This is a genomic window from Aeromonas bestiarum, from assembly GCF_028751155.1.
GTDB classification, from domain to species: domain Bacteria; phylum Pseudomonadota; class Gammaproteobacteria; order Enterobacterales; family Aeromonadaceae; genus Aeromonas; species Aeromonas bestiarum.
The window spans coordinates 3,849,291-3,872,785 of record NZ_CP064746.1; the positions used below are offsets into that span (position 1 = coordinate 3,849,291).

Below are 23,495 nucleotides of genomic sequence, written 5' to 3' on the forward strand. Positions count from 1 at the left end.
TCGCTAATTGGTACGAAACAGCGCCTCGATGGAGAGTCCCTGCCCCAGCAGGATCTCCCGCAGGCGGCGCAGTCCTTCCACCTGGATCTGGCGTACCCGCTCCCGGGTCAAGCCGATCTCGGACCCCACGTCTTCCAGCGTGGCCGGTTCATAACCGAGCAGACCGAAACGACGAGCCAGCACCTCACGCTGCTTGGGATTAAGCTCCTCCAGCCAGTGCACTATGCTGGCACGCATGTCGTCATCTTGGGACTCCAGCTCGGGCCCCATGCCACGTTCGTCAGAGAGCACATCCAGCAGCGCCTTGTCACGATCGCCGCCGATGGGGGTATCCACAGAGGTGATCTTCTCGTTGAGCTTGAGCATGCGATTCACGTCGTCTACCGAGCGATCCAGCGCAAAGGCGATGTCTTCTGCGGTTGGTTCATGATCGAGGCGATGAGAGAGTTCACGAGCGGTGCGCAGATAGACGTTCAGCTCCTTGACCACATGGATGGGCAGACGAATGGTGCGAGTCTGGTTCATGATGGCCCGCTCTATGGTCTGGCGGATCCACCAGGTGGCATAGGTCGAGAAACGGAAGCCGCGCTCCGGGTCGAATTTCTCTACCGCACGGATGAGACCGAGGTTGCCCTCTTCGATGAGATCCAGCAGCACCAGGCCGCGGTTGTTGTAGCGACGGGCGATCTTGACCACCAGTCGCAGATTGGACTCAATCATGCGCTTGCGAGCGGCTTTATCGCCTCGCAAGGCACGACGAGCGTAATAAACTTCTTCTTCGGCGGTGAGCAGGGGGGAAAAACCTATCTCCCCCAGATAGAGCTGGGTGGCATCCATCACCTTGTTCAGTTCCGGTGCCATCAGTTCGTCGGAAATAGTCTCTTCGACCTCGGCCGCTACTTCCCGAACCTCTTCCTCCTCGTGGGTCTCCAGCTCCTCATCGAACTCTAACTCTGCATCCTGCATAACCAGTTGTTCTTGGCTCATGGCGTGTCTCCCTGACCTGAACCAGAGTAAGACTTAACTCTCTGGGGTTAACGCTTTGGCAAATGGCTCATCGGGTTTATCGATTTGCCTCGATACCGGATTTCAAAGTGCAATCGCACATCCGGTGCGTCCGTGCTACCCATGTTGGCAATGACTGCTCCGCCCTTGACGCTGTCCCCTTCCCTGACCCGCAACTCATCGTTGTGAGCGTAGGCAGAGAGGTAGTCATCATCATGCTTGAGGATGATCAGCTTGCCATAACCCCTTAGTGCGCTACCCGCATAGACGACCTTGCCGCCACTCGCTGCGTAGACGGGTTGTCCCTTCTGACCAGCGATATCTATGCCCTTGTTTCCCTGTTCTGCAACGGAGAAACCCTCGACGATCCGGCCTTGTGTCGGCCAGTGCCAAGAAAGTCTCGACTGAGGCTTATTGTCTGTTTTTTGTTCTTTGATCTGAGCGTATTCTTTTGAAGATGGCTGAGCAATCGTTTTCTGTTTGATAAATGGGGTGGTCGTACCTGATGGCGCTGTCGCCAGAGGTTTGGGGCCGGTACTTTGTGGCGTGACCGGACGAGTCGCGGCAACCATCTGGCTGTCGCCCGTGCTGGCAGACTGCACGTTCAGCACCTGGCCAACGTGGAGTGCATAGGGAGCCTGCAGACTGTTGCTCTGTGCCAGCGTCTGATTCGACATGCCAAACTGACGGCCTATGCTGCTCAGGGTATCACCGCGCCGCACCTGGTAAGTGCCGGCACTGCGGGCAACAGTCTGACTGCCAGCGGATGAATCGAACCGGATCTGTTGCCCTGGATAGATGTTATAGGGAGGGCTGATGCCGTTGAGGCTGGCCAGAGACGGCACATCATTGCCCGAGTTGAAGGCGATGGAGTAGAGGGTATCCCCTTTTTTCACCGTGTAGCTGTTGCCCTGAATGGCCGGCTGAGCCGACCCCTGACGAGTCGGTACTGTGGAGACGAGGCGATCATTGCCCAATCCCTGTACCGGAGCAGCAGTCTTGCTGGAAGAGCAAGCGAGCAGCAGCCATGACAACACGACGATACTGCTTCCTTGCCAAACACGCGAACGCATAGTGGATCCTTAACGACTAAACCAGAAATAGGCCATAACGGCCAAACCAATACAGAGCCAGCCCAGCACATCCACATAGTGCATCAGCTTGCGCTCCATCTTCTCACCGCCCCAGCGCATCAGGCCTGCCACCAGGAAAAAGCGCATGCCACGACCGATCAACGAGGTCACGATGAAGGGCAACAGCGCCATTTGCAGCAGGCCTGCCGTGACGGTAAACACCTTGTAGGGGATCGGCGTGAAGCTGGCAATAAAAATCACCCAGATGCCCCACTGCTCGAACCACTGCCGGGCCAGGCTAATTTTTTCTTCATATCCCACCGAGGCAACCAACGGCTGCACCACTGGCTCCCACAGGGCATAGCCGAGTGCATAGCCAAACAACGCCCCCAATACGGAGAAGGTTGTCGCCAACCCGGCGTAGTGCCACGCCTTGTGCGGCCTGGCCAGCGCCATGGGTGCCAGCATGACGTCCACCGGGATCGGCCAGAACACAGACTCGACAAAGGCGGTGATCGCCAGATAATAAGGGGCGTACCTGTGGCGGGCCCACTGCATCACCAGCACGTACAGACGAGAAAACAAGGTCACTCAACATCTCCGTCGATCAGGGGAACAAACCGCACCGGCTCCAGGATCTTGCTGGTCAGCTGGGAGCCGGATCGCTCGATCAGCTGCAGCGTCTGCTGGCTATCCCCCACCGGCAGTACCAGACGGCCGCCATCGGCCAGTTGATCGGTGAGGGCTGTGGGCACCTCGCTGGCCGCCGCCGTCACCAGGATCGCATCAAACGGCCCCTTGTTGGGCCAGCCCAACCAGCCGTTGCCATGCTTGGCGGAGACATTGTGCAGATCGAGCTGCCGCAGCCGGCGTCTGGCCTGGAACTGCAGCGACTTGATCCGCTCCACCGTGTAGACATGCTCCACCAGATGGGCCAGCACCGCCGTCTGATAACCGGAACCAGTGCCGATCTCCAGCACGTGGGCTGGATCATTCTGGATCAGCAACTCTGTCATCCGCGCCACCATATAAGGCTGGGAGATGGTCTGACCGTGGCCTATGGGCAACGCCGTGTTGTCCCAGGCCTTGTGGGCCATGGCTTCATCCACAAACAGCTGGCGCGGCACTTTCGCAATCGCCGCGAGTACGCGGAAATCACGAATGTCCTGTGCGATCAGCTGGTTTAACAGGCGCTGTACTATCACACCTTCATCCCTGCAGGTCTAACCAAGCCCCCAGACCCGCCAGACTGCTGTAGGCAGTCATATCGATGGTCAGGGGGGTGATCGAGACGTAGCCCTGCTCGATGGCGGCGAAATCCGTGCCTTCTCCCGCATCCTGCTGGCTGCCGGGGGGGCCGATCCAGTAGATGGGCTGACCACGGGGATCCTCGCTGCAGATCACAGATTCCGCCCGATGACGGTTGCCAAGGCGAGTCACCCTGATCCCCTTGATCTGATCGAGGGGCAGGTCCGGCACGTTGACGTTGAGGATCTGATCGGCAGGCAGCGGGTGCACCATCATGCCCTTCACCAGCAGGGCCGCATAGTGGGCCGCGCTGGCGAAATGGGTCTTGCCTACCAGCGAGATGGCCAGCGAGGGAAAGCCGAGGTGACGCCCTTCGGTCGCCGCCGCGACCGTGCCCGAGTAGATGACATCATCCCCCAGGTTGGCACCGTGGTTGATGCCAGCCACCACCATGTCGGGTTCAGGGCGCACCAGTTCGTTGACCGCCAGATGCACGCAGTCGGTCGGCGTCCCCTTCACCGCATAGCTCTCGATCCCATTAAAACCGGTTTCGCTGAGACGGGTAACCCGCAACGGCACCTCCAGCGTCAGGGAGTGACTCGCGCCGCTGCGGTTGCGATCCGGCGCCACCACTATGACTTCGCCACAGGCCGTCAGCGCAGCGCTGAGGGCTAGGATCCCCTCGGCATGCACGCCATCGTCATTACTGACCAGAATTCGCATCGGACTGATTCCTGAAACCATGATCGGCCTCTTCGGCCTGCATTAATTCGCGTACCACGCTGGTGGCAAAGGCACCGGCCGGCAGGAAGAACGACAGGGTCAAGGCCTCGCCGTCCAGCTGCCAGCTCATCTGTTCCGGCTTGAGCAGGAGCGGGCGGCGGTCCTGATCCAGCCCGGCCTTCTCCAGACCTGCGCACCATTCGGGGTAAGCGGCCAGCACTCCCTGCTCGAACTCGGCCGCCGCCCCCTGGCTGGCCAGCCGGCCACGGCCCCACTGGGGAGCGGTCAGCTGCACGTCACCGGAGGCGAGACGCGCCTCCAGCTCCGGGGTCAGCAACTCTTCGCTGAAGATGGAGTGGCTGCCCTTTAGCATCACGCAATCACCGGCCAGCAGCTGATGAGCCAGCCCCTGCTCGATACGGGCACTGACGATGGCATTGAACAGCATGCTGCGAGCGGCGGAGAGGTAGAGGGAGCGCTTGTTGCGATCATTGATCCGCTTGCCGGCAAACATCGCTTTGGCCGCTTCCAGATTGTTGCCACCCCGGCCAAAACGCTGCTCGCCGTAGTAGTTCGGCACCCCCTGACTGGCGATGGCCTGCAGGCGGGACGCCAGTCCCTCGGTCTGTTCCAGCCCGGTCAGACGCAGGGTGAAGTGGTTGCCCTTGAGATAGCCAACCCGCAGCTTCTTGTTGTGGCGCTTCACCTGCAGGATCTGGATGCTGTCACTCTCGATCACCGAAAGGTTCGGCTCTGCCTTGCCCGGCAGGTGAATGCCGAACCACTGCTCGGTCACGGCGTGGCGATCCTTGAGGCCAGCCCAGGTCACAGCGTTGCGATTGACCCCGGCCGCATCGGCCAGCAGGCCCGCCACCCAGGCGGTGTTCTCGCCAGTTTTGCGCACCCGCACGAAAATGTGTTCACCCTCGCCGCAGGGCTCGAAGCCGAGATCCTCAACCACCACGAAATCACTGGCCTCGGCCTTGAGGATGCCACGGGCGGCGGGCGCTCCGTGCAGATAACTGAGTTGTTCCAACATTATTGTTTCACCAGTAAGACGACAGCTTCGGTGGCGATCCCTTCCTTGCGCCCCGTAAACCCGAGTTGTTCTGTGGTAGTCGCCTTGACATTCACCCGGTTCAAATCACACATCAGGTCGGCGGCCAGCACGGCGCACATGGCGTCGATATGGGGTGCCATCTTGGGGGCCTGGGCTATGATGGTCACGTCCAGATTGCCGATGGCATAACCCGCCTTTTTTACTCGGGCAAACACGTCCCGCAGCAGGATCCGGCTGTCGATCCCCTTGAATTGCGCGGCGGTATCGGGAAAGTGGCGGCCTATGTCACCGGCGCCTATGGCGCCAAGCAGGGCATCGCTCACCGCGTGCAGTACCACATCACCGTCGGAATGGGCCAGCAGGCCCTGTTCATACGGCACGGCGACGCCACCCAGCATGCAGGGACCAACCCCACCAAATTTGTGTACATCAAAACCATGTCCAATTCGTATCACGCCTGACATCCTCCAAACACGCAGGAAACTTCTCTGCCTAAACCTTGTTCACCTCAAGATCGGCCTGACATCCTCCAAACAGGCAGGAGACTCATCCACCCAAACCCTGAGCACCTCAACCGCATGTCCCATCCGGATCATGCTCGCTCCTTGTCTGGGTGTATCGACTTATGCCTGCTGGCTTAAAAACAGCCCCGCCAGAGAGAGATCCTCCGGCCGGGTCACCTTGATGTTGTCGGCTCGTCCTTCCACCATCCGGACGGTGAAACCGGCACGCTCCATGGCGGAGGCCTCGTCGGTGATGGTGGCCCCCAGCGCCAGCCCCTCCTCCAGCGCCCGCAGCAGAGTGCGGGCGGGGAACATCTGCGGCGTCAGGGCATGCCAGAGCTGCTCGCGATCGACGGTGCCGAGTATGTTGCCCATGGCGTCTGAACGCTTCATGGTGTCGCGCACCCGGCTGCCGAGAATGGCACCACCACACTGGATGGCGGTGGCGATGAGCCGGTCGAGATCGCCGTGGGTCAGACAGGGACGGGCGGCATCGTGCACCAGCACCCACTCCCCCTCTGCCACATGCAGCGCATTGAGAACGGAAAAGGCGCGCTCGGCGCCCCCCTCTACCCGCAGGACACGCGGGTCGGTCGCAACGGGCAGGGCATCAAACCAGCGATCGTGGGGCGCCAGCGCCACTATCACCCGGGCAATGGCCGGGTGTGACAGCAGGGCGCCGAGGGTATGCTCGAGAATGGTCTGTCCCGCCAGCTGCAGATACTGTTTCGGACAATCGGCGCCCATCCGGCTGCCAATCCCGGCGGCGGGGACTATGGCGGTCAGCCCGGTCTGGCGATCAGTCATCGTAGGCTGCGTCTCCCGAGCTGGAGCCCTTGTCCTTATCCTTGGGGATGATCCGGTAGAAGGTCTCGCCCTGCTTGATGTAGCCGAGATCGTTGCGCGACAGCTCCTCTATGGCCTCAAGGCCCGAGGTCAGATCGTCAATCTCGCGATAAATCAGGTTGTTGCGATCCTTGAGTACCAGATTGTCCTGCTGCTGCCGGGAGATGGCGTCGGACAATTCGTGATAATCGGACAGGCCATTCTTCCCCAGCCAGAGGTCATATTGAAGCCCTCCCAACAGGAAGAGCAGGATAAGAGTGAGTAGCCGCATGCACTGAGTCTCCTTCAAGCGGCCTAGTTTCCCATATTCGCAGGCAAGACAAAAGGAAGCCTGTGTCCCGGATGGGCTGGGCCGGAATAAAAAATGCAGAAACCTCACCCGGCGATGACGGAAACGAAAAAGCCCCGCCAGATTGGCGGGGCTTTGAGCAGATTAAGGGCGGGCTGGAATTAAGCCTGGTTTTTAACTTCTTTCAGACCGCGGAAAGGAGCTTTGGCACCCAGAGCTTCTTCGATACGGATCAGCTGGTTGTACTTGGCAACACGGTCAGAACGGCTCATGGAACCTGTCTTGATCTGGCCAGCAGCGGTACCAACAGCCAGGTCGGCGATGGTCGCGTCTTCGGTCTCACCGGAGCGGTGGGAGATGACGGCAGTGTAGCCAGCGTCTTTGGCCATCTTGATGGCAGCCAGAGTTTCGGTCAGGGAACCGATCTGGTTGAACTTGATCAGGATGGAGTTGGCAACGCCGTTGTCGATACCGCGCTTCAGGATCTTGGTGTTGGTTACGAACAGGTCGTCACCAACGATCTGGATTTTCTTGCCCAGTTCAGCAGTCTGGTAAGCAAAACCGTCCCAGTCAGATTCGTCCAGGCCATCTTCGATGGAAACGATCGGGAACTTGGTGGTCAGGTCAGCCAGGTAGTCAGAGAAACCGTTGGAGGTGAAGATACGACCTTCGCCTTTCAGGTTGTACTCTTTCTTCTCTGCGTCGTAGAACTCGGAAGCAGCACAGTCCATGGCCAGGGTGATGTCTTTACCCAGGACATAGCCAGCAGCAGCAACGGCTTCTGCGATCACTTCCAGCGCTTCGGCGTTGGATTTCAGGTTCGGAGCGAAACCACCTTCGTCACCAACAGCAGTGTTGTAGCCCTTGGACTTCAGCACTTTGGCCAGGTTGTGGAACACTTCGGCGCCCATGCGAACGGCTTCTTTCAGGGTCTTGGCGCCAACCGGCTGGATCATGAACTCCTGGATGTCGACGTTGTTGTCGGCGTGCTCACCACCGTTGATGATGTTCATCATCGGCAGCGGCATGGAGTAAACACCGGCAGTGCCGTTCAGCTCGGCGATGTGAGCGTACAGCGGCATGCCTTTGGCGGCAGCGGCGGCTTTGGCGTTAGCCAGGGAAACAGCCAGGATGGCGTTGGCGCCAAACTTGGATTTGTTCTCGGTGCCGTCGAGGTCGATCATGATCTGGTCGATAGCGGCCTGGTCCTTGGCATCTTTACCCAGCAGAGCTTGAGCGATCGGGCCGTTGACGGCTTCGAGGGCTTTCAGAACGCCTTTACCCAGGAAACGGCTCTTGTCGCCGTCACGCAGTTCCAGCGCTTCGCGGGAACCGGTGGACGCGCCAGACGGAGCGGCTGCCATACCAACAAAACCACCTTCCAGGTGAACTTCGGCCTCAACGGTCGGGTTACCACGGGAGTCGATGATTTCACGACCGATCACTTTAACGATCTTGGACATGTGTATTTCCTCAGGTTTCGTAAAAAAACAACAAAAATATGCCAAAAAAAGCGGCTGTGGCACAGAGCCTCAACCGCATTTATTTTCAATTACTTCAGATTACGCTTCTGATACTCGCCTGCCGCCTTCACAAAACCGGCGAACAGGGCGTGGCCATCACGGGGAGTCGAGGTGAACTCCGGGTGGAACTGCGCCGCCACGAACCAAGGGTGATCCGGGATCTCGATAATTTCCACCAATTTTTTGTCGGCGGAGAGACCGGTCACTTTCAGACCTGCCGCTTCAATCTGCGGCAGCAGCTTGTTGTTCACTTCGTAACGGTGACGGTGGCGCTCGTAAATGGTCGGGCTGCCGTACATCTGACGCACCTTGGAACCTTCGACCAGGTGGCAGAGCTGGGAGCCCAGACGCATGGTGCCGCCCAGATCAGACTTCTCGGTACGAGTCTCGACGTTGCCTTCGTCATCCACCCACTCGGTGATGAGACCGACGACCGGATAGGCGCAATCTTTCTTGAATTCGGAGGAGTGAGCCCCTGTCATGCCCGCCACGTTGCGTGCAAATTCGATCATGGCAACCTGCATGCCGAGGCAGATACCCAGATAAGGGATCTTGTTCTCACGGGCATACTGGGCCGCCTGGATCTTGCCTTCCACGCCGCGCTCACCGAAGCCACCCGGCACCAGGATCGCGTCCAGGCCCTCCAGCAGCTCGGAGCCACGGGTCTCGATGTCCTGGGAGTCGATGTACTTGATGGTGACGGAGAGACGGGTCTTGAGGCCACCGTGCTTGAGCGCCTCGTTGACGGACTTGTAGGCATCCGGCAGGGAGACATACTTGCCGACCATTCCGATGGTCACTTCCGCAGTCGGGTTGGCCTCTTCGAAGACCACCTGTTCCCACTCGGACAGGTCGGCCTCCTTGCACTCCAGACCGAAACGCTCGGTGAAGTAGGAGTCCAGATTCTGGGACTTGAGCAGGGCCGGGATCTTGTAGATGGAGTCGACGTCTTTCATGGAGATGACGGCGCGCTCAGGCACGTTGCAGAACAGGGCAATCTTGGCACGCTCATTGGCCGGAATGGCACGGTCGGAGCGGCAGATCAGCACATCCGGCTGGATCCCGATGGAGAGCAGCTCTTTCACCGAGTGCTGGGTCGGCTTGGTCTTCACCTCGCCGGCGGCGGCCAGGTAAGGTACCAGGGTCAGGTGCATGAACATGGCGCTGTTGCGGCCCACTTCGGCAGCCAGCTGACGAATGGCCTCGAGGAACGGCAGGGACTCGATGTCGCCCACGGTACCGCCCACTTCGACGATGGCAACCTGATGGCCTTCGGCACCGGCAATCACCCGCTCCTTGATGGCGTTGGTGATGTGCGGGATGACCTGAATGGTGGCGCCCAGATAGTCGCCACGGCGCTCTTTGCGCAGCACGTCGGCGTAGATGCGGCCAGTGGTAAAGTTGTTGCGGCGAGTCATCTTGGTGCGGATGAAACGCTCGTAGTGGCCCAGATCCAGATCGGTTTCGGCCCCGTCCTCGGTTACGAATACTTCACCGTGCTGGGTCGGGCTCATGGTGCCCGGATCCACGTTGATATAGGGGTCCAGTTTCATGATGGTCACATCCAGACCACGGGCTTCCAGAATGGCTGCCAGAGAAGCTGCGGCAATGCCTTTGCCGAGGGATGAAACAACGCCACCAGTTACAAAAATATATTTTGTCGTCATGCTGAACCTGAAAGAAGTTTAGGGAATTTTAAGGGGTGCTTCGGGGATGAAGCAGGACGGGGAAACAGTATACCAAAACCCCCTCTCCCAAACAATGAACAAAAATCTATCAGGCTCACCGCCCCCTCATCTTGCGCCAAATCAACTTTGTTCGGTTTCCTTGGCCTTGTCCCAGGCTGCGTCCAGCTTTTCCAGCGAGCAATCGGTCATTTTCAGCCCTTCCGCGGCGATAAACTGCTCAACCTGACGAAAGCGACGTTCGAACTTGCTGTTGGCGCCCCGCAGCACCTGCTCAGGATCCTTGCCAAGATGACGAACCAGGTTGACGGTGGCAAACAGCAGGTCGCCGAGCTCATCACTCACCCGCGCCTCGTCCACGTCGGCCATCAACGCCTCTTCCATCACCTCGTCGATCTCTTCGTGGATCTTGTCCACCACAGGGCCCAGCGTCTTCCAGTCGAAGCCCACCGTGGCACAGCGCTTCTGGATCTTGGCGGCGCGGGTCAGGGCCGGCAGCGCGAGCGGTATGTCATCCAGCACGCTCTCCTTGTCGAGCGCGGCCCGCTCTTTGGCCTTCTCGGCCTCCCAGTTCACCTTCACCGCCTGCTCGTCACCAAGATCCGCATCGGAAAACACGTGGGGATGGCGACGAATGAGCTTCTCGCTCACCGTATCCACGATATCGGCGAAATCGAACAGCCCCTGCTCCTTGCCCAGCTGGGCGTAGAACACTACCTGGAACAGCAAATCGCCGAGTTCCCCCTTCAATCCCTGCCAATCGCGGGTTTCGATGGCATCGGCAACCTCATAGGCCTCTTCCAGAGTGTGCGGCACTATGGTCTGGAAGCTCTGCTTGAGATCCCAGGGGCAACCCTCTTGCGGGTCACGCAGGCGAGACATGATATCGAGCAATTGAGAGAGGTCGTAACGTTGAGACATGAGCTACTCACTTTCGATTCGTTAAATGGGGATGAAGCGACATCAAGCCGCGCAGCCGATCAATCTCATGTCGATCCGTTGGGGCAGGTCGTAACGTTGGGACATGGGAGATCCGCTTTCAGGTCGTTCAAACAGGGGAAAAGCGACCGGCCACCCTGGGCCGGTCGTTAGGTATCAGAGGCGCTTGGCGCTGATCACGTCGTTGAGCTGGCTGAGCTTGGCCAACGCCCGGTTGAAGGCGTTGATGTTGTAAATCTCCAGCTCCATGTCGATCTCGGCGGTCTGCTCGCGCACGTTGGAGCGCGAACGCACCCCCATCACGTTGATCTTCTCGTTGGCCAGCACTGTAGTGATGTCCCGCAGCAGACCCGAGCGATCGTTGGAGAGGATGCGAATGGTGAGGCCATAACCACCCGAGTAGTTCTCCCCCCACACCGCATCGATCAGTCGTTCCGGGTTGCGACGGGAGAGCTCCTTGAGCTGCTCGCAATCATCCCTGTGGATGGATACCCCGCGCCCCATGGTGATGAAGCCCTGAATGGTGTCGCCCGGGATGGGCTGGCAGCAGCGGGCGATGTGGGTCATCAGATTGCCGACCCCTTCCACCACTATGTGATCCTTGGGCTTGGGCCGGAACGGGGTATTGGCCTTCTGCTCCAGTTTTTCCAGCACACGGCGATCTTCTTCTTCCGCCGTCGGCTTGTTGTAACGGGTGTCCAGGTAGTTGAGCAGCTGGTTGATGCGGATGTCGCCGCTGCCGATACCGGCCAGCAGGTCTTCCAGCTCCTCGGCGTGGAAACGCTCGAGCACCACCTTGTCCACCTTGGAGAGGGTCAGGTTGTGTCTGTCCAGCTCCTTCTCCAGCAGCTCCTTGCCGGCGGCTATGTTCTTGTCCCGATCCAGCTTTCTGAACCAGGTGGCCACCTTGGCCCGCGCCCGGCTGGAGCGCAGGAAACCCGAGTTGGGGTTCATCCAGTCGCGGCTCGGGTTCGGCTCCTTCTGGGTGATCACCTCCACCTGGTCGCCGGTTTGCAGCGCATAGGTGAAGGGCACAATACGACCGTCAATCTTGGCGCCGATGCAACGGTGGCCGATCATGCTGTGTACGTGATAGGCAAAATCGAGCGGGGTAGCCCCCGCCGGCAGATCGATGACATCCCCTTTCGGGGTGAACACATAGACCCTGTCCTCGAACACCTGACTGCGCAGATCCTCGAGCAGGGACCCGCTCTCGGAGAGATCCTCCTGCCAGGCGAGCAGCTTGCGCAGCCACTCGATCTTGTCTTCGAAGTTGTTGGCCTTGTTGGCGGCCTGGGCCCCTTCCTTGTAGCGCCAGTGAGCGGCCACCCCCAGCTCGGCATCCTGATGCATCTGGTCGGTGCGGATCTGGATCTCCACCGTCTTGCCTTCCGGCCCCACCACCACTGTGTGGATCGACTGATAGCCGTTGGGTTTGGGGTTGGCGACATAGTCGTCAAACTCGCGGGGAATATGGTGGAAATGGGTATGGACTATGCCGAGCGCCGCGTAGCAATCCTGCAGCCGCTTGGTCACCACCCGCACAGCGCGCACGTCGAACAGCTCGTTGAACTCGAGGTGCTTCTTCTGCATCTTGCGCCAGATGCTGTAGATGTGTTTCGGACGGCCATAGACTTCGGCCTCCACATCCGCTTCCTTGAGGGCATCGCGCAGGGACTGCACGAACTCGCGGATGTAGCGCTCCCGGTCGAGGCGCTTCTCGTCGAGCTGCTTGGCGATCTGCTTGTAGGTGTCCGGGTGCAGGTAACGGAAGGCAAGATCTTCCAGCTCCCATTTGAGCTGACCTATGCCGAGCCGGTTGGCCAGCGGGGCATAGATGTTGGTGATCTCCTGGGCCATCAGCACCCGGGTCTCTTCATCCGCCTTCTTCGCTTCCCGCAGGCAGGCGATCCGCTCCGCCAGCTTGATGACCACGGCACGCACATCCTCGACCATGGCGAGCAGCATGCGGCGCACGTTGTCGACCTGTTCCGGCGAGGTCTCGCTGCGGTGCAGGGTCTGCAGGGAGCGGATGGCTTCCATCTCCAGCACCCCTTCCACCAGCTTGGCGATCTTGGGACCGAAGTCTTCGTCCATCCGCTCCTGGCTGATGAGGCCGGCTTCGACGAAGGGGTAGATGATGGCGGCCTTGAGGGTGCCGAGATCCATGCTGAGCATCAGCAGAATGCCCGCCATCTCGACACCACGCACCAGCAGGCGGTTGGTGAGCGCCTCGTCACCGAGCGTCAGACAATACTGGTAGACGGTTCGCAACTGATCCTTGTCACTGTCACTCAAGGAGAGCGAGCTGACCCACTCTTCCAGGGTGAAGTTGTCTTTCAAATGAATATCGCGAACCGCAACCATGGTATCAATCCTTTAAATTATTGGGCCGAAAGCTGCCGCTTCCTCCCCCTCACCTGATGAGACTGCCTCAGATGGGGATATCTGGAGAACTTTTCAAGGCATATTGTCAATAAAGACAATAGAGTTCTCCAACAGGCCCAGCCGATTTACGAGGGGCTAGATTACCCCAATCACTCCCGCTCAAACAGCCTGATGGACGCCAGATACACCAGAATAAAAGAACATATCCGGCCCCCAAACACATAAGACCAAGGAGCTGGATTACTCCGTTCATTACCGCTCAAACAGGGCCATGGACTCCAGATGGCCGGTGTGGGGGAACATGTCGAGCATCCCCAGACGTACCAGTCGGTAGCCCCCTTTCACCAGCACCTGGCTGTCACGGGCCAGGGTGACCGGGTTACAGGAAACGTAGACCACTCGCTTGGGTGAAAGTTTCACGACGTGACCCATCACCTCCAGCGCACCGGGGCGGGCCGGATCCAGCAGCACCAGATCGAACCCTTCCCGCGCCCAGGACATGCCAACTATGTCACCGCTCAAGTCCGCCTTGTAGAAACGGGCATTGTCGATGCCGTTGCGACGGGCGTTCTCCTCCGCGCGGGCCACCATGGCCAGCTCCCCTTCCACGCCCACCACTTCCCGGGCCTGACGGGCCAGTGGCAGGGTGAAGTTGCCTATGCCGCAGAACAGATCCAGCACCTTGTCATCCTTGCTCGCCCCGAGCCACGCCAGCGCCTGAGCCACCATGCTCTGGTTGATGGGGCCATTGACCTGAATGAAGTCACCAGGAGCAAATGCAAGAGACAGGCCATCCAGTGAGTAGGATGGCTGGAATACCTGATGCAACGGCTCGATGCGTTCATCGGCGGCCTGCAGATAGAGGTCTATCCCCTGCGCCTGCGCAAAGGCCACCAGCAGGGCGCGATCCCCCTCGTTGGGACGACCCGTATGGCGCAGCAGCATCATGATCCCCTGCTCGGCCTGAATGAGTTCGGCATGGCCCAGCTCACGCTGGCTCTTGAGGCGATTGAGGCATTCGCGCAGCGGCGCTATGAGGGCAGAGAGCGGCTCGGCCAGCACGGGGCAGCCCTCGATCTCCACCAGGTCGTTGGATTGGCGACGACGAAAACCGACCCGGGTGCAGCGGCCATTCTTGTCAAACTTTATGGCCAGCCGGCAGACCCGGCGGTAGGCGCGAGACTCCCCTGTCAGCACGGGCTCCAGCGCTGGCGCCTTGATCTGCCCCAGCCGCTCGAACAGGCTGACCAAACCGGCCTCCTTGGCGGCCTGCTGATCCGCCTCACCGAGATGCTGGGCATTGCAACCGCCGCACTCGCGGTAGTGGCTGCAGAAGGGGGCGATGCGATTGGCTGCCGGGGTCACCACCTGTTGCAAGGCGGCGTGGGCATACTGCTTCTTGTCTTCGAGGATGCGGGCCTTGACCTGCTCGCCGGGCAGCGCCCCTTCAATGAAGATCGCCTTGCCCTGATGACGGCCGATACCGACGCAGTGGTGATCCAGACTGTCTACCGTAAATTCAATACGTTGGGGCTGGGTGGATTTCTTTTGGGGCTTGAAAAACTGGGCCATAAAACTTGGTGCCTATAGGTGGCTATGTCATGATTGTGGAATCTGCAGCAGGCTATTGTCCCACAAGAATAATAGTATGACCAAATCCGGCCTGCGGGCCCGCCCACTGTCGTTTGCCTTCTTGCCAACCCTGCTCTTCGGGGGACTATCCGCATGACCCAATCCGGCCTGCGCGCTCATGTCGTGCCATTGACCATCTTGCCCACCCTGCTCATCGGGGGACCATTCGCATGACCAAGTACGGCCTGCGAGCCCGGGTGCTGGCCTTTACCATATTGCCGACCCTGATCATTGGCGGCCTGATGGCCGGCTATTTCACCTTCCACCGCTACCAGCAGCTGGAAAACAACCTGATCGATCAGGGCATCAACATCATAGAGCCGCTGGCCATCGCCAGTGAATACGGCATGACCCAGCACAGCCGGGAGTCGCTCAAGCGGCTGATTGGCCTGACTCACCGCAAGAATTCGCCGCTCATCAAGTCCATCGCCGTCTTCACCCAGGACAACCAGCTGTTCGTGACGTCCAACTACCACAGGGACTTCACCCGGCTGCGGCTGCCCGATGGCAGCCAGATCCCCGAGCTGACCAGCGTCACCCTGTACGGTGACGACATCATATTGCGCACCCCGATCCAGGCCGAGACCAGCATGGATGGCTTCCCGCTGCCCAGCGACGTGGAGCCGCCCATGATCGGCTACATCTCCATGCAGATGACCACAGACAGGGCCATGATCCTGCAGTATCGCGACACCTTCTTCGCGGTGATCATGGTGCTCATCGGTCTGGCCGTCAGTACCCTGTTTGGCTTCAGGCTGGTCAAGAGCGTGACCCAGCCCATCACCGACATGGTGCAGGCGGTGCACAAGATCAGGGAGGGGCGACTCGACACCCGGGTCAGCGGCCAGCTCACCGGCGAGCTGGACATGCTGAAAAACGGCATCAACGCCATGGCCAAGGCGCTCTCGGAATATCACGAGGAGATGCAGCAGAACATCGATCAGGCGACCTCGGATCTGCGGGAGACACTTGAACAGATAGAGATCCAGAACGTCGAGCTCGACATGGCCAAGAAGCGGGCGCAGGAGGCGGCGCGGGTCAAATCCGAGTTCCTCGCCAACATGTCCCACGAGCTGCGCACCCCGCTCAACGGCGTCATCGGCTTCACCCGCCAGCTGCTCAAGACGGCGCTGACCCCGAGCCAGACCGACTACATGCAGACCATAGAGAAGTCGGCCCGCAACCTGCTCGGCATCATCAACGACATCCTCGACTTCTCCAAGCTGGAGGCGGGCAAGCTGCAGCTGGAACACATACCATTCAGCCTGCGCGACACCCTCAACGAGACCATGCACCTGCTCGGCCCCAGCGCCCACGACAAGCAGCTCGAACTCTCCCTGCAGGTAGATGCCGAGGTGCCGGACTACCTCACCGGTGACCCCATGCGCCTGCAGCAGGTGCTGACCAACCTCACCGGCAACGCCATCAAGTTCACCGAGCGCGGCAACGTGGATGTGCGCATCGAGCAGACCGGCGGCAGCAACGGCAACAAGGTGCGGCTCAATGTGCTGATCCGCGATACCGGCATCGGCATCTCGGAAGAGCAGCAGCGCCAGCTGTTCCAGGCCTTCAACCAGGCCGACTCCTCCATCTCGCGCCGCTATGGCGGCACTGGTCTCGGCCTCGTCATCACCCAGAAGCTGGTGCAGCAGATGGGGGGCCAGATCCGTTTCGAATCCGAACTGGGCAAGGGCTCCATCTTCTCCTTCAGCCTGGACATGGACGTCTCTCCCCTGCCCCAGACCGACAAGCTGCCGCTGGATCGCATCCAGGGCAAACGGGTCTGGCTGCTGGAGCCGGATCCCTTCAGCCACTCCTCCCTCTGCGCCCTGCTGGCGGAGTGGCAGCTGGATGTGCAGTCGCTCGCCATCGACACCATCTGGCCCGAGATGAGCAACCAGGACATGGTGATCATCGGCAGCAGCACACTGCACACACCTCAGCAGGTGATCGCCCGCCTCGACGGGCTGGACGGCCAGCAGAACACCATAGTGCTGCTCAGCAGCCACGAGCCCGCGCTCTATGACGCCATGCTGGCCCACGGCGCCCAGCACTGTCTCTCCAAGCCCACCAACCACCGCAAGCTGCTGCACGCCCTGCTCTCCCCCGAGGCAGCCAAGAGCGCGCCACTGCCCGCCCCGACCCAGCGCCAGGTGCAGCAAGTCAAGGTGCTGGCGGTGGACGACAATGCGGCCAACCTCAAGCTGATCGCCGCCATGCTCAAGGAGATGGTGAGCCAGGTGGTGGTGTGCAAGAACGGCAAGGAGGCGGTCAGACTGGCCCAGAGCCAGCCATTCGACATCATCTTCATGGATATACAGATGCCGATCATGGATGGCATCAGCGCCACCCAGGCGATCCGCAGCCAGTCCCTCAACACAGAGACGCCGATCGTGGCGGTGACCGCCCACGCCATTCCCGGTGAGCGGGAGCGGCTGATCCGGCAGGGGATGGATGACTATCTGGCCAAGCCCATCGACGAGAGCATGCTGGCCCAGCTGATCACCGACTTCGCCCACCGTCGCCACCAGAACCGCGCGGATCAGCAGATAGACTGGTCTCTCGCTGTACGTCAGGCCGCCGGCAAGCAGGATCTCGCCAAGGAGATGCTGACCATGTTGATGGCCAGTTTCGACGAGGTGGATCCCGTGCTGGAGGCGGCCCTCGCCGGTCAGGTGGAGGATGCCGAGGTGCTGGCCCAGCTGCATCGCCTCAACGGCGGCTGCGCCTATTCCGGGGTGCCCGGCCTGCAACGGCTGCTCTCCCAGCTGGAGCAGCAGCTGCGCGACGGGGTGTCGGTCAGCGAGCTGGAGCCCGAATTGCTGGAATTGCAGGATGCGATGGAGCAGGTGCGTCAGGAGGCGCCGCGCTATCTCGTCTGAATGAGCGGGATGCAGGGCTGCCCGCCATTGGCAACAGTCCCTTGCCCCCTTTTCCTGACAGGGCCAGCCCCGCTTTTTCTGACGCGGGGCGCGCCAGATGGTAAAGTTGCGCCGTTTCTACAGGAGTCAACATGACCAACAACGATATTCTGCGCCGTCTGCGCTACGCCCTCACCATCAGCAATGACCAGATGGTCGAGATGTTTGCCAAGGGCAACCTGACGGTCACTCACGCCCAGCTGCACAGCTGGCTGATGAAAGAAGCCGCCGAAGGTGAAGAGCAGGAGGCTGGCTATGTCGCCTGCCCCGATGCGGCCCTGAGCCAGTTCCTCGACGGCTTCATCATAGCGCGCCGCGGTGTGCGGGAAGATGCCCCGGCCCAGGTGATCCCGAACCGGATCAACAACAACATGATACTGCGCAAGCTGCGCATCGGCCTGAACTACAAAGAAGAGGACATGCTCGGCACCCTCAAGCTCGCCGACTTCAACCTCTCCAAGTCCGAACTGAGTGCCCTGTTCCGCTCCAAGGATCACAAGCACTATCAGGATTGCGGGGATCAGATCCTGCGCAACTTCCTCATCGGCCTCACCGCCAAGTACCGCGCCTGAGTCATGGGCCAGCGTCTCCGCTCACTGTCAGCCCGCCTCTCGCTGGTCAGTGGGCGGCGCTGGCCGTCGCGCCTTCCCGATCCGGGCGCAAACAGGGCCAGGTGGCTGCGGCTATGGCTATGGCCACTCTGCCTCATACTGCTGCTGAGCGCCTGCCAGCCAGCCCCCTATCAGCTCTCGTCCCGTTACCCCAGCGCCAACCAGAATGAACGCATCGCCTTCCTGATCCTGCACTACACGGATGAGGACGATGCTCACTCTCTGCGCCTGCTGACCGAACCGGCCCACCAGGTGAGCGCCCACTACCTGATCCCCCGCGACACCGACCAGACGCCGCTGCCCGTCTACCAGCTGGTGCCCGACAGCCAGCGCGCCTGGCATGCGGGCCGCAGTCGCTGGCACCAGTATGCGGGGCTCAACGCCAGCTCCCTCGGCATCGAAATCGTCAACCTGGGCTATCCGCCGGAAGATGAGTTGCTACCCGCCCACCAGCGACGCTGGCAGCCTTACACCCGGGCGCAGATCGCCGCCATCGGCGCCCTCACTCAGGATCTGGTGCAGCGCTATCAAATACCGCCAACCCAGGTGCTGGCCCACAGCGATGTCGCCCCCGAGCGCAAGCAGGATCCCGGCCCCCACTTCCCCTGGCGCGAGCTCGCCCTGCACTACGGGGTCGGCGCCTGGCCAGACGAGGCCAGAGTCACGGCCCTGCGCCAACAGCCAGCCCCCGCCTGGGATGCCCTCACCTGGCAACAGCAACTCGCCCGTTACGGCTATGGGGTCGCCTCAAGCGGCGCCTGGGATGAGCAGAGCCGCGCCGCCCTGCGCGCCTTCCAGCTCCATTTCCGTCCCGCCCTGGTCAGCGGCGAGCCCGATGAACAGAGCCAGGCCATACTCACGGCGTTACTCGAACGTTACTTTCCGGCCCCCTGAATCTCAGTGCTGAAAAACAACAAGGGACGCCGTGGCGTCCCTTGTTGTTGCTGATCGGCTTATCGTCGAAGCGGGATCAGATCCCCTGACGGGCTTCCTGCATCAGCAGGCGCATGTCGCTGACCGCCTTGGTCAGGCCGTCGAAGGCGGCGCGCCCTATGATGGCGTGGCCGATGTTGAGCTCATAGAGCTCGGGGATGGCGGCGATGGCCTTGACGTTGTGATAGTGCAGGCCGTGGCCGGCATTGACCTTGAGCCCCTTGCCGGCGGCATAGGAGGCACCGGCGGCGATGCGCTTGAACTCGGCGTTGCGCTCGGCATCCGTGGTGGCATCGGCGTAACGGCCGGTGTGGATCTCGATGAAGGGGGCGCCACTCGCGGCAGCCGCGTCGATCTGCAGCGGATCGGCATCGATGAACAGCGACACCTGGGCGCCGACGGCGGCGAGGCGGGTCACCGCATCGGTGATCTTGTCGAGCTGACCGGCCACGTCCAGGCCACCCTCTGTGGTCACCTCGGTGCGCTTCTCCGGCACCAAGCAGACGAACTGGGGCTGGATGCGCTGGGCGATGCCGATCATCTCCTCGGTTACCGCCATCTCCAGGTTCATTCTGGTCTGTATGGTCTGGCGCAGTACCTCGACATCGCGATCCGTGATGTGGCGACGGTCTTCCCGCAGGTGCACAGTGATGCCATCGGCACCGGCCTGCTCGGCCACGAAGGCGGCCTGCACCGGATCCGGATACTGGGTGCCGCGGGCATTGCGCAGGGTGGCGATATGATCGATGTTCACACCCAGATAGATTTCGCTCATTGATGACTCCTTGAAACACTTCATCTGTTAACTGTGCGGCTGCCGCCTTGGCGTCAGCGCGGATATCCATATGTCACTGTGTGCTGGCTTTGCGCTTCAAGAACAGCTCCCGGCTCTTTAACTGGCGTTTTCCCAGATAGGGCTGGAGCGCCAGCCGGCTGAAACGCTTGGCCGCCTGCAGCAAGGGAGGGGTATCGAATCGCCCCTCGGCGAAGGCCAGCAGGTGGGCACCGAGGAACAGGGTACGGGGATCCGGCGCCCGCTCGCAAGCGACAAAGCCCAATTCGCGCTCGAAGCCGTAGAGCTGCTCGGGCTGGATCGCGGACTCGTCATCGGCGGCGTACTCGAAGTCCACCGCATAGCCAAGCGCCTGCAACAGCAGGAACTCGAAGCGGCGCAGCGGCAGCTCGGGCGTCTCGCCATCCGCCAGCGCCATCAGGGCACGGGCATAGGCGTCGAACACCTCGGGAAAGGGGGTATGGGCTTCCAGCAGGTAGTAGACCAGCTCGTTGAGGTAGAGGCCGTAGAAGAGGCGATCGCCCCCGAGTCGCAAGGAGTGATCCGGACATTCGACCTGGACGAGATTCTTGAGGTCCCCCTTGCCGCGCCAGCTGATGGTGAGCAGGGAAAAAGGTTGAAGCAGCCCCTTCAGAGGGGAGCGTGGCCCGCGAGAACCGCGAGCCACCAGGGTAAATCGGCCACTATCCTGGGTAAACACCTCGACCAGCTGACTGGTCTCCCGATAGGGCCGACTGTGGATGACGAAGGCTGGACTCAGCAATCAGTCATCGCCATAGCCGAGACTGCGCAGGGCGCGCTCATCGTCGGCCCAGCCCGCCTTGACCTTGACCCACAGCTCAAGGAACACCTTGTTCTGGAACAGGCGTTCCATGTCGATGCGTGCCTCTGTGCCTATGGTCTTGATCTTCTCACCCTTGTTGCCGATGACCATCTTCTTCTGGCCATCGCGCTCCACCAGGATCAGGGCGTTGATGTGATAGATGCCGCTCTCTTCCACCTTGAAGCGCTCGATCTCCACGGTCACGGAGTAAGGCAGCTCCTCACCGGTGAAACGCATCAGCTTCTCGCGGATGATCTCGGAGGCCATGAAGCGGGAAGAGCGGTCGGTCACGTAATCTTCCGGGAAGAAGAAGTTGTTCTCCGGCAGCAGATCCTTGGACCACTCGCGGATCTTCTCCACGTTGGTGCCCTTCTCGGCGCTGATGGGCAGGATATGGGAGAACTTCATCTGCTGGCCCAGCCACTCCAGGTGGGGCAGCAGGTCTTCCTTGTCCTTGACGTTGTCGATCTTGTTGACCGCCAGCACCACGGGACAGGGCAGATGGCGCAACTTGCCGAGCACCATCTCGTCATCCTTGGTCCAGTGAGTGCCGTCGACCACGAACACCACCATGGCCACATCCCCCAGCGAACTGGTGGCGGCGCGGTTCATCAGGCGGTTGATGGCCCGCTTCTCTTCGATGTGCAGGCCCGGGGTATCCACATAGATGGTCTGATGGTTCTCCTCGGTGTCGATCCCCAAAATCCGGTGACGGGTGGTCTGGGGTTTCTTCGAGGTGATGCTGACCTTCTGGCCGAGCAGCTTGTTGAGCAGGGTGGACTTGCCCACGTTGGGGCGGCCCACGATGGCGACAAAGCCGCAATAGGTGGTATCTGTATCTGTCATGACAGTTTTTCCAATGCCTGTTGTGTTGAAAGACCGCGGCCTCTTGCATCAATAGCAGTCATGACAGTCTTTCCAATGCTTGCTGCGCCGCCGCCTGTTCGGCCTTGCGACGACTGGTACCGACCCCGACCAGCGGACCATCCAGGCCTTCCACGTCGCACTGGACTGTGAATTCCTGGTTGTGGGCCTCGCCCTTGACGTTGGTCACAGTGTAGGTCGGCAGGGATTTGCGGCTTCCCTGCAAAATTTCTTGCAGGCGGGTCTTGGGATCCTTCTGCTCTATGCCTGGTTTGATTTCGTCCAGACGGCTGGCATACCAGCTCAGCAGCAGCACCCGCACCGCCTCAAGATCAGTATCCAGATAGACGGCGCCGATCACCGCCTCGACCGTATCGGCCAGAATGGATTCGCGGCGGAAACCGCCGCTCTTGAGTTCGCCTGGCCCGAGGATCAGGTGATCCCCGAGGTCAAACTCCCGGCCCAGTTCGGCCAGGGTCTTCTCGCGCACCAGGGTGGCGCGCATCCGGCTGAGATCCCCTTCCGCCGCTTGCGGGAAGCGGTGGAACAGAGCATCGGCAATCACCAGACTCAAAATGGAGTCTCCCAAAAATTCCAGTCGCTCATTGTGACGGGAACCGGCGCTACGGTGAGTCAGCGCCCGGGTCAACAATTCCTGATCGCGAAAGACATGCCCGAGACGGGACTGCAGTCTGTTCATTTTGATATTCATTTACTTGATTCCGCCAATGCGGTTGAAGCGCACACCTGTCGGTACCCAACTTGGCAGCAGGGAGCCTTCTTCGCGCTCGAATTCAAAACTTATCCAGATGGCGACCGCCTTGCCGACCAGGTTCTGTTCGGGCACAAAGCCCCAGAAACGGCTGTCGGTACTGTTGTCACGGTTATCACCCATCACGAAGTACTGACCTTCCGGCACCACCCACTCGTCGGGGTAAGTGCCGGGCTGGCGATAATAACGGCCGACCATATCGGGCATCAGCGGGTTGCGAAGGGTCTCGTGAGACACCTCACCCAGCTGCTCGGTATAGCGGTCAAGCGGGATCCCCATCTGGGTAAATTCACCCCTTTGTTCAAACTTGACGTCGAGCTTCTGGAAGCCCGGGCACGTTTTCCCTTCCTGCTCCTCGCACTTGGGCCGGATCATCAGCTCCTTGTTGCGATAGATGACCCTGTCACCCGGCATGCCGACCACCCGCTTGATGTAGTCCACCCGGGTATCCAGCGGATACTTGAACACCACCACATCCCCGCGCTTGGGTTCGCCAGTCTCGAGGAACTTGGTGTTGGTCACCGGATCCTTGAGGCCATAGGCAAACTTCTGCACCAGGATGAAATCGCCCACCAGCAGGGTGGGCATCATGGAGCCAGACGGGATCTGGAACGGTTCGAAGATGAACGAACGCAAGATCAGCACGAGCGTGATGACCGGGAAGACACCAGCGGTCTGTTCGATCCAGACCGGCATGGGGGCAACCTTGGCCAGGGTTTTCTCATCCAGATGGGCGCCGCCATGGGCACGGGCCACGGCAATCTTGGCGGCCCGCTGCTTGGACCAGATCATCTTGTCCAGACACCAGATAACACCGGTGATCGCGCAGACCACCACCAGGATCAGGGAAAACGTGCTTGCCAT

22 protein-coding genes are annotated in these 23,495 nt (G+C 60.5%); 3 read left to right on the forward strand and 19 right to left on the reverse strand.

Annotation, left to right across the window (positions count from 1 at the left end; all coding sequences use genetic code 11):
- Window positions 1-3: 3 nt before the first annotated feature.
- The 14 genes from rpoS to rlmD all read right to left on the reverse strand — a co-directional run bounded on the left by rpoS (window position 4) and on the right by rlmD (window position 14,854).
- Window positions 4-987: an RNA polymerase sigma factor RpoS gene (rpoS, locus tag IU367_RS17695; protein ID WP_042872653.1), complete on the reverse strand. Its 984-nt coding sequence runs from the start codon at window positions 985-987 to the stop codon at window positions 4-6.
- Window positions 988-1,034: 47 nt separating this feature from the next.
- A complete protein-coding gene (locus IU367_RS17700) occupies window positions 1,035-2,078 on the reverse strand; it encodes a peptidoglycan DD-metalloendopeptidase family protein (RefSeq protein ID WP_241280531.1) in 1,044 nt (347 codons plus the stop codon).
- Window positions 2,079-2,087: 9 nt separating this feature from the next.
- On the reverse strand, window positions 2,088-2,669 hold the full coding sequence (locus IU367_RS17705) for a YqaA family protein (RefSeq protein WP_172955193.1): 582 nt from the start codon (window positions 2,667-2,669) through the stop codon (window positions 2,088-2,090).
- The gene (locus IU367_RS17710) at window positions 2,666-3,283 is read right to left on the reverse strand and encodes a protein-L-isoaspartate(D-aspartate) O-methyltransferase (RefSeq protein ID WP_043142113.1); all 618 of its coding nucleotides are present in this window, start codon (window positions 3,281-3,283) and stop codon (window positions 2,666-2,668) included. The genes IU367_RS17705 and IU367_RS17710 overlap by 4 nt, the downstream gene beginning before the upstream one ends.
- Window positions 3,284-3,287: 4 nt before the next feature.
- Complete coding sequence (gene surE, locus IU367_RS17715; protein WP_098980693.1) at window positions 3,288-4,049, reverse strand: 5'/3'-nucleotidase SurE; 762 nt, start codon at window positions 4,047-4,049, stop codon at window positions 3,288-3,290.
- Window positions 4,030-5,088, reverse strand: a complete 1,059-nt coding sequence (gene truD / locus IU367_RS17720; protein WP_098980694.1) for a tRNA pseudouridine(13) synthase TruD — start codon at window positions 5,086-5,088, stop codon at window positions 4,030-4,032. Before truD ends, surE begins: the two co-directional genes overlap by 20 nt.
- Window positions 5,088-5,564, reverse strand: a complete 477-nt coding sequence (gene ispF, locus IU367_RS17725) for a 2-C-methyl-D-erythritol 2,4-cyclodiphosphate synthase (RefSeq protein ID WP_042872662.1) — start codon at window positions 5,562-5,564, stop codon at window positions 5,088-5,090. The genes truD and ispF overlap by 1 nt, the downstream gene beginning before the upstream one ends.
- A 168-nt stretch (window positions 5,565-5,732) precedes the next feature.
- A complete protein-coding gene (gene ispD / locus IU367_RS17730) occupies window positions 5,733-6,419 on the reverse strand; it encodes a 2-C-methyl-D-erythritol 4-phosphate cytidylyltransferase (RefSeq protein ID WP_098980695.1) in 687 nt (228 codons plus the stop codon).
- The gene (ftsB, locus tag IU367_RS17735) at window positions 6,412-6,729 is read right to left on the reverse strand and encodes a cell division protein FtsB (protein ID WP_042872668.1); all 318 of its coding nucleotides are present in this window, start codon (window positions 6,727-6,729) and stop codon (window positions 6,412-6,414) included. Before ftsB ends, ispD begins: the two co-directional genes overlap by 8 nt.
- A 179-nt stretch (window positions 6,730-6,908) precedes the next feature.
- Window positions 6,909-8,210: a phosphopyruvate hydratase gene (eno, locus tag IU367_RS17740; protein WP_043142126.1), complete on the reverse strand. Its 1,302-nt coding sequence runs from the start codon at window positions 8,208-8,210 to the stop codon at window positions 6,909-6,911.
- Between the two features lie 89 nt (window positions 8,211-8,299).
- Window positions 8,300-9,937 carry a glutamine hydrolyzing CTP synthase gene (gene pyrG, locus IU367_RS17745; protein WP_042872670.1) on the reverse strand — a complete coding sequence of 546 codons (1,638 nt, stop codon included), beginning with the start codon at window positions 9,935-9,937 and terminating at the stop codon, window positions 8,300-8,302.
- Window positions 9,938-10,078: 141 nt separating this feature from the next.
- Complete coding sequence (gene mazG, locus IU367_RS17750; RefSeq protein ID WP_098980696.1) at window positions 10,079-10,876, reverse strand: nucleoside triphosphate pyrophosphohydrolase; 798 nt, start codon at window positions 10,874-10,876, stop codon at window positions 10,079-10,081.
- Between the two features lie 174 nt (window positions 10,877-11,050).
- Window positions 11,051-13,261: a GTP diphosphokinase gene (relA, locus tag IU367_RS17755; RefSeq protein ID WP_043142131.1), complete on the reverse strand. Its 2,211-nt coding sequence runs from the start codon at window positions 13,259-13,261 to the stop codon at window positions 11,051-11,053.
- Between the two features lie 273 nt (window positions 13,262-13,534).
- Window positions 13,535-14,854: a 23S rRNA (uracil(1939)-C(5))-methyltransferase RlmD gene (gene rlmD / locus IU367_RS17760; RefSeq protein ID WP_274452590.1), complete on the reverse strand. Its 1,320-nt coding sequence runs from the start codon at window positions 14,852-14,854 to the stop codon at window positions 13,535-13,537.
- Window positions 14,855-15,084: 230 nt separating this feature from the next.
- On the opposite strand from rlmD, the gene barA reads away from it, so the two are divergent.
- The 3 genes from barA to IU367_RS17775 all read left to right on the forward strand — a co-directional run bounded on the left by barA (window position 15,085) and on the right by IU367_RS17775 (window position 19,340).
- Complete coding sequence (gene barA / locus IU367_RS17765; protein ID WP_274452591.1) at window positions 15,085-17,796, forward strand: two-component sensor histidine kinase BarA; 2,712 nt, start codon at window positions 15,085-15,087, stop codon at window positions 17,794-17,796.
- 131 nt (window positions 17,797-17,927) lie between these two features.
- Window positions 17,928-18,407 carry a YehS family protein gene (locus tag IU367_RS17770; protein WP_005318863.1) on the forward strand — a complete coding sequence of 160 codons (480 nt, stop codon included), beginning with the start codon at window positions 17,928-17,930 and terminating at the stop codon, window positions 18,405-18,407.
- Window positions 18,408-18,410: 3 nt separating this feature from the next.
- Window positions 18,411-19,340, forward strand: a complete 930-nt coding sequence (locus IU367_RS17775) for an N-acetylmuramoyl-L-alanine amidase (RefSeq protein ID WP_274452592.1) — start codon at window positions 18,411-18,413, stop codon at window positions 19,338-19,340.
- 76 nt (window positions 19,341-19,416) lie between these two features.
- Here IU367_RS17775 and pdxJ read toward each other — a convergent pair whose 3' ends face one another.
- From pdxJ to lepB, 5 genes are all read right to left on the reverse strand, one after another.
- On the reverse strand, window positions 19,417-20,154 hold the full coding sequence (pdxJ, locus tag IU367_RS17780; RefSeq protein ID WP_274452593.1) for a pyridoxine 5'-phosphate synthase: 738 nt from the start codon (window positions 20,152-20,154) through the stop codon (window positions 19,417-19,419).
- Between the two features lie 73 nt (window positions 20,155-20,227).
- Entirely contained in the window at window positions 20,228-20,935 is a 708-nt protein-coding gene (gene recO / locus IU367_RS17785; protein ID WP_274452594.1) for a DNA repair protein RecO, read from the reverse strand.
- A complete protein-coding gene (era, locus tag IU367_RS17790; RefSeq protein WP_043142174.1) occupies window positions 20,936-21,841 on the reverse strand; it encodes a GTPase Era in 906 nt (301 codons plus the stop codon).
- 58 nt (window positions 21,842-21,899) lie between these two features.
- On the reverse strand, window positions 21,900-22,571 hold the full coding sequence (gene rnc, locus IU367_RS17795; RefSeq protein ID WP_043142176.1) for a ribonuclease III: 672 nt from the start codon (window positions 22,569-22,571) through the stop codon (window positions 21,900-21,902).
- A complete protein-coding gene (gene lepB, locus IU367_RS17800; RefSeq protein ID WP_043142178.1) occupies window positions 22,572-23,495 on the reverse strand; it encodes a signal peptidase I in 924 nt (307 codons plus the stop codon). It abuts the gene before it with no gap.